This is a genomic window from Bacillus sp. Leaf49 (assembly GCF_001426125.1).
GTDB classification, from domain to species: domain Bacteria; phylum Bacillota; class Bacilli; order Bacillales; family Bacillaceae; genus Bacillus; species Bacillus altitudinis.
Genome location: NZ_LMRK01000026.1, coordinates 165,126 through 176,655, shown reverse-complemented (window position 1 = coordinate 176,655; position 11,530 = coordinate 165,126). Strand labels below are relative to the sequence as shown.

General features: G+C 41.1%; 12 protein-coding genes and 1 other annotated feature. Of the genes, 9 read left to right on the top strand and 3 right to left on the bottom strand.

Annotated elements, in window-relative coordinates:
• Positions 1 to 123 precede the first annotated feature (123 nt).
• Positions 124 to 699, bottom strand: coding sequence for a DUF4352 domain-containing protein (locus tag ASG46_RS20310; RefSeq protein ID WP_039168866.1), 576 nt, complete (start codon positions 697 to 699; stop codon positions 124 to 126).
• A gap of 339 nt (positions 700 to 1,038) precedes the next feature.
• Positions 1,039 to 1,170 (top strand) — a sequence feature (ribosomal protein L20 leader region).
• A gap of 71 nt (positions 1,171 to 1,241) precedes the next feature.
• Here ASG46_RS20310 and infC point away from each other — a divergent pair.
• From infC to ASG46_RS20285, 4 genes are all read left to right on the top strand, one after another.
• A complete protein-coding gene (gene infC, locus ASG46_RS20300; protein WP_024718649.1) occupies positions 1,242 to 1,757 on the top strand; it encodes a translation initiation factor IF-3 in 516 nt (171 codons plus the stop codon).
• Positions 1,758 to 1,782: 25 nt separating this feature from the next.
• The gene (gene rpmI / locus ASG46_RS20295; RefSeq protein ID WP_003216324.1) at positions 1,783 to 1,983 is read left to right on the top strand and encodes a 50S ribosomal protein L35; all 201 of its coding nucleotides are present in this window, start codon (positions 1,783 to 1,785) and stop codon (positions 1,981 to 1,983) included.
• A gap of 31 nt (positions 1,984 to 2,014) precedes the next feature.
• The gene (gene rplT, locus ASG46_RS20290; RefSeq protein ID WP_007501659.1) at positions 2,015 to 2,374 is read left to right on the top strand and encodes a 50S ribosomal protein L20; all 360 of its coding nucleotides are present in this window, start codon (positions 2,015 to 2,017) and stop codon (positions 2,372 to 2,374) included.
• Between the two features lie 63 nt (positions 2,375 to 2,437).
• Positions 2,438 to 2,704: a DUF1294 domain-containing protein gene (locus tag ASG46_RS20285; RefSeq protein ID WP_056705964.1), complete on the top strand. Its 267-nt coding sequence runs from the start codon at positions 2,438 to 2,440 to the stop codon at positions 2,702 to 2,704.
• Between the two features lie 17 nt (positions 2,705 to 2,721).
• Here the strand turns inward: ASG46_RS20285 and ASG46_RS20280 are convergent, their stop codons facing one another.
• Positions 2,722 to 3,126 carry a hypothetical protein gene (locus tag ASG46_RS20280; protein WP_008346017.1) on the bottom strand — a complete coding sequence of 135 codons (405 nt, stop codon included), beginning with the start codon at positions 3,124 to 3,126 and terminating at the stop codon, positions 2,722 to 2,724.
• Positions 3,127 to 3,305: 179 nt separating this feature from the next.
• Between ASG46_RS20280 and ASG46_RS20275 the strand changes: the two genes are divergently transcribed.
• Both ASG46_RS20275 and cstA read left to right on the top strand, forming a co-directional pair.
• Positions 3,306 to 4,394, top strand: coding sequence for a M42 family metallopeptidase (locus ASG46_RS20275; protein ID WP_017358255.1), 1,089 nt, complete (start codon positions 3,306 to 3,308; stop codon positions 4,392 to 4,394).
• Between the two features lie 349 nt (positions 4,395 to 4,743).
• A complete protein-coding gene (gene cstA, locus ASG46_RS20270) occupies positions 4,744 to 6,540 on the top strand; it encodes a carbon starvation protein CstA (protein WP_039168858.1) in 1,797 nt (598 codons plus the stop codon).
• A 45-nt stretch (positions 6,541 to 6,585) separates the two neighbouring features.
• Here the strand turns inward: cstA and sspI are convergent, their stop codons facing one another.
• Positions 6,586 to 6,807 carry a small acid-soluble spore protein SspI gene (gene sspI / locus ASG46_RS20265; RefSeq protein ID WP_056705962.1) on the bottom strand — a complete coding sequence of 74 codons (222 nt, stop codon included), beginning with the start codon at positions 6,805 to 6,807 and terminating at the stop codon, positions 6,586 to 6,588.
• Positions 6,808 to 6,920: 113 nt separating this feature from the next.
• Between sspI and ASG46_RS20260 the strand changes: the two genes are divergently transcribed.
• From ASG46_RS20260 to pheT, 3 genes are all read left to right on the top strand, one after another.
• Positions 6,921 to 7,664 (top strand): TrmH family RNA methyltransferase, encoded by a 744-nt coding sequence (locus tag ASG46_RS20260; protein WP_056705959.1) that lies wholly within the window; start codon positions 6,921 to 6,923, stop codon positions 7,662 to 7,664.
• A gap of 376 nt (positions 7,665 to 8,040) precedes the next feature.
• Positions 8,041 to 9,075 carry a phenylalanine--tRNA ligase subunit alpha gene (gene pheS / locus ASG46_RS20255; RefSeq protein ID WP_041506748.1) on the top strand — a complete coding sequence of 345 codons (1,035 nt, stop codon included), beginning with the start codon at positions 8,041 to 8,043 and terminating at the stop codon, positions 9,073 to 9,075.
• A 15-nt stretch (positions 9,076 to 9,090) separates the two neighbouring features.
• A complete protein-coding gene (gene pheT / locus ASG46_RS20250) occupies positions 9,091 to 11,505 on the top strand; it encodes a phenylalanine--tRNA ligase subunit beta (RefSeq protein ID WP_041506749.1) in 2,415 nt (804 codons plus the stop codon).
• Positions 11,506 to 11,530 lie beyond the last annotated feature (25 nt).

Sequence of the window (11,530 nt, the reverse complement as noted above, 5' to 3'; positions counted from 1 at the left end):
AAACACCTTCCTTTAGTATGCTTTTCTCTATTATAAAATGAGGTAGTGGAAAATTTAAGGGAAAAAATAAAGCTGTCGAGATTTTCTCGACAGCCTGAGTGCACAAAAATGTGCACTCTTACATTATTTTGATAAATCAATGGTCTTATACTTACCGCCAGTCCATCCTAGTCCTGATGAGACTTGAAGCGAGAATTTCTTTTCGTTTGGAACTTCAAAAGCAATTTTACCTTTTTTAGATAATTTAGGATTTATTTGTTTTAAGAAGAAACTTGAATCGGTATCATTTACATACATATTATTTGTTGCAAGTGATTTGTATTCTGTGCCGTCTTTGCCAATTAACCTGAACATCTCAGTATCTACCATTCTACCTTTTTTACCTGTATTTTTGACCGTTATTTCAACAATCACAAATTTGCCGTCTGTCGTTACATCACTCATATACTGTTTTTGTAAAGATTTCGCTTCTGTTACGCTGTTTACTTGATAAGTAAAGTCTTCGACTGCTACTTTATCTCCAATTTTATGCGTTTTTTCTTTATTATTTTTCTTTTCGCTACTCGTTACTGCATTTTTAGAACCAGTGTTTGATGTATTATCTTTTTTGTTGCCGCCCCCAGCCATACAAGATACAAAGATAATGATCAAAATGAGAATAATGATACTAAGACACCCAATCTTAAAAAACTTTTTCAAATAAATCCCCTACTTTTCCTTATTTTATTAAATGAATTTGAATACTTCTCCAATGATAAGTCTAAAGGATTATAAAATCAATCATTTTTTTTGAAAAAATAGATATAATATCCTTTTTTATATGGAATATGATTTATATTTTTGTTTATTTTGTGTATACAACTTGATTTATATCGGTGTGTTAATGAAATATTGAAGGAATTGAAGAGACTTTATTTTCTTTTTAAATAAGTCTTGCCCAAATCGTTTCGTCATGCTAAAATGAAAAAGTTGTTTCAAGAGTTCGGTTACTTGACGGACAAATGAAAATTGTGTAGAATAGTTAACGAATTGAATAGATATCACAAGCAGAAGCACCCGCTTCTCACCTGATTGACACATGTTTGTAGTTGACAGGTTGACCGTACATTTATTTTTTCATGCAAATGTTCGCAGTGTGGGTGTTTTATATGCCCACACTTTTTGTTTGCCTGTAAAACATACAACGAAATGGTCAAAATGAATTGTGAACTCAATTCAAAATCTCATGGAGGTGGCTCACTATTAGCAAAGATCAATTAGTTAATGAAGGTATTCGTGCGCGTGAAGTTCGTTTGATCGGACAAAATGGCGATCAGCTGGGGATTAAAACCCGCCAGGAAGCTCTGGAAATTGCTACGAAAGCCAATCTTGACCTTGTGTTAGTTGCTGCAAATGCAAAACCACCTGTTTGCCGAATCATGGACTACGGTAAGTTCCGATTCGAACAACAGAAGAAGGAAAAAGAGGCACGTAAGAATCAAAAAATCATTAGCTTAAAAGAAGTTCGGTTGAGCCCGACAATCGATGAACATGATTTTAACACGAAGCTCCGTAATGCAATCAAATTCCTTGAAAAGGGAGATAAAGTGAAAGCTTCTATCCGCTTTAAAGGCCGTGCGATTACGCATAAAGAAATCGGACAGCGCGTGTTAGACCGTTTCTCTGAAGCTTGCGCTGAAGTAGCAACAGTAGAAACAAAACCTAAGATGGACGGACGCAGCATGTTCCTCATGCTTGCACCAAAAGTCGAAAAGTAAAAGTAACAGAGGGAGGAAACATCCAATGCCAAAAATGAAAACTCACCGCGGATCTGCTAAACGTTTCAAAAAAACAGGTTCTGGTAAACTTAAACGTTCTCATGCGTACACAAGTCACTTGTTCGCTAACAAATCTACAAAGCAAAAACGTAAATTGCGTAAGAGCGCAATCGTAAGTGCTGGAGATTTCAAACGTATCAAACAACAACTTGCAAACATCAAGTAATCTGGAATAGGAAACATAGGAGGGAATTACAATGCCAAGAGTAAAAGGCGGAACTGTGTCGCGTCAGCGTCGTAAAAAGGTTCTTAAATTAGCAAAAGGTTATTTCGGTTCAAAACATAGATTATATAAAGTAGCAAACCAACAGGTGATGAAATCTGGAAACTACGCTTTCCGTGACCGTCGTCAGAAAAAACGTGACTTCCGTAAACTATGGATCACTCGTATCAATGCTGCAGCTCGTATGAACGGTCTTTCTTACAGCCGTTTAATGCATGGCTTAAAGCTTTCTGGTATCGAAGTAAACCGCAAAATGCTTGCTGATCTTGCTGTGAATGACCTAAACGCATTCAACCAGCTTGCTGATGCTGCAAAAGCACAACTAGACAAGTAAGTCATATAAAAGATCATTCCGCCAAGGAGTGATCTTTTTTTCTCATCATGTGAGGTGAAATCAATGAATATCGCTCTGATCTTGCTGCTCATCTTGGTCAATGTCTATGGGTTTTGTCTCATGGGAGAGGATAAACGCCGGGCGAAAGCACACAAATGGAGAATATCAGAAGCGCACTTATGGAGTGCTGCAGTACTTTTTGGTGCTGCTGGGTCATTTCTTGGCATGCAGTATTTCCGTCATAAAACAAAGCATCCTGCCTTTCAAATGGGTATGCCTGCTTTAATTGTTGTCCAATTGGTGATATTGGTCTATCTCAATCTCATCTGAGAAGGGAGCAGACGCCGTTAAGTCGGCGTGTCTGCTCCCTTTTTTTGTTTGATTTTTTTGATGGGCTGATCCCAATCAATTTTTGTTTGAGGATACCGTTCAATGATGTTTTCCTCAAGTTTTTCAAAGTCTTCTAATGTGAATTCATTTAGCTTCTCAGGTGACTCCGTCCAAACGTAAATGGAGTGGACAAACAGAGGATGATCCTTAGAAGGAACATGCTTCTCCCCTTCAAACAAGACACCTTTATAGACGAAATTAAAATTTTTACGGGCATTTTGCTGTTCGTCCATAAAATAAAAGCCTTCTTTTAATTGTGCTTGTTTCAGCTTTCTTCTCGGGTTTGAGAAGAATTTTACCGCCATGTAGAAAATATAGACAAGCAATGCAACAAGAGCAAGTCTAATGAGGATGACAAACATGACAGGATGCACCTCCAATACCGTTATCTGATGTACTACGAATGAGAAAGACAAAAGGTTTCAACTTTTTTAAAAAAAATATTTCGATTAACGAAAAAATATTCATAAAAAGATCGTATTGAACGAAAGAGGTTTTGTATAATAAGAATGCACCATGAAGAAAAAGGAGGATACACAGAATGACAAAACTAGATCAAACATTAACTATGCTGAAAGACCTAACGGATGCAAAAGGGATTCCAGGAAATGAACGTGATGTAAAAAAAGTCATGCAGTCATACATAGAAACATATGCGGATGAAGTCTCTACAGACCGCCTTGGCAGCTTAATTGCTAAGAAGGAAGGAAATGCCAATGGGCCTAAAGTGATGCTTGCTGGTCACTTAGATGAAGTAGGATTCATGGTGACAAAAATCGATGACAAAGGCTATATTCGTTTTCAAACGGTCGGTGGCTGGTGGTCACAAGTTATGCTGGCGCAGCGTGTCACCATTGTGACGAAAAAAGGAGACATTACAGGTGTGATTGGTTCTAAACCGCCACATGTCTTATCACCAGAAGCACGAAAGAAATCAATCGAAATCACAGATATGTTCATTGATATTGGGGCTTCGAGCAAAGAACAGGCAATGGAATGGGGCGTCCTCCCTGGAGATCAAATCGTACCTTACTTTGAGTTTACGGTAATGAATGACGAAAAAATGCTTCTTGCAAAAGCCTGGGACAACCGTATCGGCTGTGCAGTAGCGATTGATGTCATGAAGAATTTAAAGGATACTCAGCATGAAAATATTGCATACAGTGTAGCAACTGTCCAAGAGGAAGTTGGCTTGCGAGGAGCTAAAACAGCTGCAGCTACCATCCAGCCTGATATTGGATTTGCTATTGATGTTGGAGTAGCAGGTGATACACCAGGTATTACTGAAAAAGAAGCAACAAGCAAACTTGGCAAAGGACCAACGATTGTTGTATTCGACGCTTCCATGGTTTCTCATAAAGGGCTTCGCGATTTTGTTGTCCAAACTGCAGATGAATTAAACATTCCTTATCAATATGATTCCATGCCAGGTGGAGGAACAGATGCTGGAGGTATTCACTTAACAGGTCATGGCGTTCCATCACTATCCATCGGAATTCCAAGCAGATATATTCATACCCATGCAGCCATGATTCATCGAGATGATTATGAAAATGCGGTGAAGCTTTTAACAGAAGTCATCAAAAGGCTTGATCAAAAAACGGTCGAACAAATTACGTACGGTTCTTAATGATGAAACCTTTCCTCAGTATGGGGAAAGGTTTTTTAATTGCGTTGAATTTCCCAGGAAATGAACTTTGGAATGTAAGTTGTGTCAAAAGAACTGTTTTCAGTAAATAAAGTGATATTTTTCTAGTGAGGAAGGCACATGTGATCCATCTTGTATTTATGTAAGATGAAATCAATAAAAAGGACAGAGCCAATTGAGGCTCTGTCAAAAGAGAGTTTATGGAAGTAGGTGAAGCTTATTTTAGATTAAATCAATTATTCTTATTTGTCAACTTGGTTTTAAAAGAAAGAAAAATCACTCAATTTATGTTATATTTGTAACAAATTGTTTATACAAAGGGGATGGTTAAATGAATGCGGTTTCAATTGTGATAGGATCGATGTGTATTTTAGCGATTGCCTATCGCCTCTATGGCACGTTTATGATGGTGAAGGTATTAAAGGTCACAGATGATCATCCTACACCGGCTCATGCACTCGAGGATGGGAAAGATTATGTGCCAACAAACAAATGGGTTACATTTGGGCATCACTTTGCTGCAATTGCCGCTGCCGGTCCATTAGTTGGTCCGATTTTAGCCGCACAATTTGGGTATTTACCTGGTCTCCTTTGGCTCTTAATTGGAGCGGTGATTGGCGGAGCTGTTCATGATCTTGTGGTCTTGTTTGCTTCGATGCGAAAAAAGGGGAAATCACTATCCGAGGTAGCGAAAGAGGAGCTTGGTCCTGTGGCAGGATTTTGCACAGGGCTCGCCATGTTATTTATTATTACAATTACAATGGCAGGACTGTCCATGGTTGTGCTTCATGCTTTAGAACGAAATCCTTGGGGAACCTTTGCAGTTGGTATTACCATTCCAATAGCGATGGGAGTCGGCCTTTATTATAAAAAGACAGGCAATTTAAAGCTGGCGACATCTGCAGGATTCATATTACTGATGTTGGGGGTATTCCTTGGACCGAATATTCAAGGAACAGCACTTGGAGATTTGTTAACACTTGATACAAAAACGCTTGCTCTTGCCCTGCCAATCTATGCGTTCTTTGCTGCGGCCCTGCCGGTTTGGTTGCTTTTGGCACCAAGAGACTATTTAAGCAGTTTTATGAAAATTGGTGTTTTCATCGCGCTCATTGCGGGAATCTTTGTGGTTAATCCAACCATCCAATTTCCGGCGTTTACGGAGTTTGTAAATGGAGGAGGGCCTGTCTTAGCTGGACCTGTATGGCCTTTTATTTCGATTACCATTGCTTGTGGTGCGATTTCTGGTTTTCATGCATTTGTTGGCTCAGGCACAACGCCAAAAATGCTAGATCGTTGGAGTGATATGAAGCCGGTGGCGTTTGGCGCGATGCTCGTAGAATGTTTAGTGGGAATCATGGCGTTAATTGCCGCTACTGCGCTTCATCCGGGAGATTATTTTGCAATTAATAGTACACCTGAAGTGTTCCGTACGCTTGGTATGAGTGTCGAGAATCTTCCTCAACTAAGCAAAGAAATCGGTCTTGACTTAGAAGGAAGAACAGGTGGAGCTGTTACATTAGCTGTAGGGATGGCGTACATCTTTACGGGTATTCCGTTCTTTAGTCATTTGGCCTCTTATTTCTTCCAATTCGTGATTATGTTTGAAGCCGTCTTTATTTTAACGGCGATTGACGCAGGAACCCGTGTCGCGCGATATTTGATCCAAGACTTCTTTGGAGAAGCATATAAACCGCTGAAACGAAATGACTGGGTACCAGGGTCAGTCTTTGCAAGTGCACTTGCTTGTTTTATGTGGGGATACTTGCTTTACTCTGGAGACATTGGATCCATTTGGGCACTCTTTGGCGTGTCAAACCAGCTAATGGCCTCGGTCGGATTAATCATTGGGGCGACGGTTGTATTAAAAATTGCGGATAAAAGGCGGTATATGTTGACTTGTTTAATTCCGCTTGCTTACTTATATGTGACGGTGAATTATGCGGGTTATTGGATGGTTGCGAATGTCTATCTCAATCCTGAAGCATCTGGCTACAGTGTACTGAACGCCGTGCTTTCGATGATTATGCTGATTTTAGGTTTTGTCATTATTGTGTTCGCTATTAAAAAATGGATCGAGATTTGGCGCGATCCAGCTCTTCGAATGGAGACGCCAATCACTGGCTAAATGAACAAAGCCGGCTTGCTCATAGATAAGCAAACCGGCTTCTTGTTATTGCTGAAGCTCAGGCTTTAAGCCCTGCTCTAATGTTTCAAGAATTTCATTTTTTTCATCTTCTGATGCCTCTTGCCATAACACCTCAAACAAAACGCCAAGCCCTGGTAGCATTTTTTCCTCGCCACTTTGAATCGCATCTAAAATCGTATGCTCAAGCTGCTCTTGATTATGGCCAGTGATGTTTTGAATCACTGCGCCTCTTAAATTAAAATCCATTGCCCACACTCCTTTTTTGATGGTGATAGCCCTATTCTGTCTCAAAGACAGGTTTATTATGTAGTGTGCTTGAGATATAATAAATTCATGATATTTAAAGGAGTTAAAGTCGCTTGAAATATATAGAATCAGCTAAAAACGCACACATTAAACAATGGAAAAAGCTCCATACAAAAAAAGAACGAACGAAAACAGGGCTGTTCCTTGTTGAAGGAAAACACTTAGTAGAAGAAGCATTAAAAAGCGGGGTTGTGAAAGAGTTAATGATCACAACACCTGACATGCTCCCTGCTGACATCGAGCCTGACATTGAGCTGTATGAATTAAGTGAAGAGGCTTTTACTGCGATGACGGAAACGGAAACACCTCAGCAAATCGCAGCGGTTTGTACAATTCCTGTATTTGAGGAGAAAAAGCATGAACGAATGCTTCTGTTAGATGCAGTACAGGATCCGGGGAATTTAGGCACACTTATTCGGACAGCAGATGCAGCGGGTCTTGATGCTGTGGTCCTAGGGGATGGAACCGTTGATGCGTTTAACGGAAAAACGCTCCGTTCAGCACAAGGGTCTCATTTTCACCTGCCTATCTTAAAACAAACACTCCAACAGACAATTCCAGCATTAAAGGCGCAAGGTATACCCGTATATGGGAGTGCTTTGAAAGATGCGAAAGAGTATAGACACATAGCATCAGAAGGTCCATTTGCGTTAATTGTAGGCAACGAGGGAGCAGGTATTGATCCAGAGATTCTTCAAATGACAGATCAAAATTTATATGTTCCGATGTACGGACAAGCGGAATCATTAAATGTGGCTGTGGCAGCAGCGGTTCTTGTCTATCATTTGCGCGGATAGTGTTGCAACACGTCCTATTTTTCACTATAATGAAACTAATATTTTAAAAACCATGATAGAGGAAGATTGTTTCACGGAGCGTCCTAATAGGGAGAATGCATCGTAGACTGAAAGTGCATTTAAGGAATGCTGAAACAGGAATTCACCTCTGGAGTTGTCACCGGGACCGCAGGTTTTGCGTAAAGGTGGACCGGATTCGTTTGATTCCGTTATGTCAATGAAGCTTATTCGCACATATATTTGTGCTTAACAAGGGTGGTACCGCGACCACAACTCGTCCCTTCTTTTTTGGAGGGGCGGGTTTTTTTATTGTCTTCAAACAATCAAACACCCGTTTATTCAGACGGTTTTGTATATTAAAAGGAGGATAACACTCATGCAAGAAACGTTAAAACAGCTTGAAACAGAAGCGATAGCGAAGGTAGAAGCAGCCAGCTCGCTCAAAGAAGTCAATGATATTCGTGTTCAATATTTAGGGAAAAAAGGTCCGATTACAGAAGTGCTGCGCGGAATGGGCAAGCTTTCCGCTGAAGAAAGACCAAAAATGGGCGCACTTGCAAATGAAGTGAGAGAGCAGATTGCTGGTGCCATTGCTGAAAAAAATGAGCAGCTAGAAGCAGAAGAAGTGAAAAAGAAACTGGCTTCTCAAACCATTGATGTCACATTACCAGCAAGTCCGATCAAAATCGGGGCAAGACATCCATTAACGATTGTCGTAGAAGATATTGAAGATTTATTTATCGGCATGGGCTATACCGTTGAAGAGGGCCCAGAGGTGGAAACAGATTACTATAACTTTGAAGCGCTCAATCTTCCAAAAGAACATCCGGCACGTGATATGCAGGACAGCTTCTATATTACTGAAGACACACTCATGAGAACGCAAACATCACCCGTTCAAGCACGTACACTTGAGAAATATAAAGGCCAAGGCCCTGTGAAAATCATCTGCCCTGGTAAGGTATATAGACGTGACAGCGATGATGCCACTCACTCCCATCAATTCATGCAAATTGAAGGACTTGTGGTCGATCACAATATTAGCATGAGTGACCTCAAAGGAACGCTTGAGACAGTCGCAAGAAAAATGTTTGGTGAAGATCGTGAAATTAGACTGCGCCCAAGCTTTTTCCCATTCACAGAACCTTCCGTTGAAGTTGATGTGTCATGCTTTAAATGCGGCGGGAAAGGCTGTTCTGTATGTAAAGGAACAGGCTGGATTGAAATTTTAGGTGCAGGAATGGTTCACCCGAATGTATTAAAAATGAGCGGATTTGATCCAGATAGTTATCAAGGCTTTGCTTTTGGAATGGGTGTTGAACGTATTGCGATGCTGAAATACGGCATAGATGACATACGTCATTTCTACACAAATGATATTAGATTCACGAAGCAATTTAAGCAGGACTAAGAGGAGGAAATCAACATGTTTGTTTCATATAAATGGTTAGAGGACTATGTCGATTTAGAAGGCATTCAGCCGGATGAATTAGCAGAGAAAATCACAAGAAGCGGAATTGAAGTGGAAGCCGTTGAGTATAAAAGCGAAGGCATCAAAGGCGTTGTCGTTGGACACGTCATTGAACGTGAACAGCATCCGAATGCGGATAAATTAAACAAATGTCTTGTTGATATCGGCGAAGACGCACCGGTGCAAATTATATGCGGGGCTCCAAATGTGGATAAAGGACAGCATGTGGCCGTCGCAACGGTTGGTGCAGTCCTTCCCGGAAACTTTAAAATTAAAAAAGCAAAACTGCGCGGTGAAGAGTCTCATGGCATGATTTGTTCTCTGCAAGAATTAGGCGTAGAGAGCAAGCTCGTACCAAAAGAATATGCAGAAGGTATCTTTGTTTTCCCGAATGACGTGAAACCAGGAGATGATGCCCTTCAAGCGCTTCAATTAGATGACGCGGTACTTGAACTTGGCTTAACACCAAACCGTGCCGATGCCCTTAATATGCTAGGAGTGGCTTATGAGGTTGCCGCCATTTTAGGGAGAGACATCAAGCTTCCTGATACAGCGCATGACACTTCTTCTGAAAAAGCAGCAGACTATATTTCTGTTAAAATTGAGGATCAAGAAGCGAATCCACTTTATGCAGCGAAGATCATTAAAAATGTAAAGATTGGACCAGCACCGCTTTGGATGCAAACAAGATTGATGAATGCAGGTATCCGCCCAATTAACAACGTCGTGGATATTACGAATTTTGTCTTACTTGAATACGGTCAACCTCTACATGCCTTTGATTATGACCGGTTTGGTTCAAAGCAGGTGGTCGTTCGTAAAGCGGCTGAAAATGAAATGATTCAAACTCTGGATGAACAAGAACGTACATTGTCTTCGAAGCATCTTGTCATTACAAATGGCACAAAAGCGCATGCTGTTGCAGGCGTCATGGGCGGTTTTGAATCAGAGGTGCGTGATGAGACGACAACGATTCTTTTAGAAGCGGCATATTTCAACGGTCAAACCGTCCGTCAAGCATCTAGAGACTTAGGGCTTCGCAGTGAATCAAGCACACGATTTGAAAAAGGGCTCGATCCGCAGCGGACGACATCAGCAGCCGAAAGAGCAGCGCAATTGATCAGTATGTATGCAGGTGGCGAAGTGCTAAGTGGTACAGTTGAGGAAAACCACCTTGAAACAAGTATGAATGTCATCCACGTATCAACTGAGCGTGTGAACAAGGTGCTTGGCATGAGCATTTCAAAAGAAGATATGATTCAGATTTTCAACAAACTAGGCTTTACTGTGGGTGAATCAAATGATGTGCTTGTCGTAACGGTTCCTTCCCGCAGAATGGATATTACGATTGAAGAGGACCTCATTGAAGAAGTCGCGAGATTATACGGATACGACAATATTCCATCTACACTGCCTGCGACAGCTGGTACCGTTGGCGGTCTCACGCCATACCAAGTGAAGCGCAGAAAGGTGAGACGTTTCTTAGAGGGCGCAGGTCTTTCTCAAGCGATTACGTATTCATTAACGAATCAGCATAAGTCCACAGCCTTTGCTTTAAATCCAGCTTATCAAACAAGACTTTCCCTGCCAATGAGTGAGGAACGCAGTGTGCTGAGACAAAGCCTTCTGCCAAACTTACTTGATTCTGTCGCATATAACTTAGCAAGGCAAGCTGATTCTTTTGCCTTTTACGAAACAGGTTCTGTTTTCTTAGCGGAAACGGAAGGCGCAAAACCAGTAGAGAAAGAGCATGTGGCAGGTGCGTTAACAGGTCTTTGGCATAAAAATCTTTGGCAGGGCGAGAAAAAAGCTGTCGATTTTTATGTTGCGAAGGGTATTGCAGAAGGGCTGTTTGAAAAGCTTGGTGTATCAGAAGAGATCACGTATGTTCAAGCAGAGCGTGAGGGCCTTCACCCAGGACGTACAGCCGATGTTCATTTAAATGGAAAAGTGATTGGCTTTGTAGCTGCACTTCATCCAGTAGTGGAAAAGGAATTAGATTTGAAAGAAACGTATGTATTTGAATTTGATTTAACAGATGTGATGACGTCTGAAACAGAGGATATGAAATATACGGCTATTCCGAGATTCCCAGCAGTGACAAGAGACATCGCACTTGTCGTCGATCAGCATATTTCAAGCGGACAGTTGGAGCAAGTCATTTATGAAGCTGGCGGCCAATTGCTCACAGACCTTTCCGTCTTTGATGTGTATGAGGGTGAGCATATGGAAGAAGGCAAAAAGTCTGTTGCATTCTCTCTGCAATATTTAAACCCAGAACAAACGTTGACCGAGGAAGAAGTCACGGCTGTTCATACAAACGTATTGAAAGCATTAGAAGATACGTATCAAGCCGTCTTGCGCGGATAATAAAAAGAGCTATCGCATTATGGGC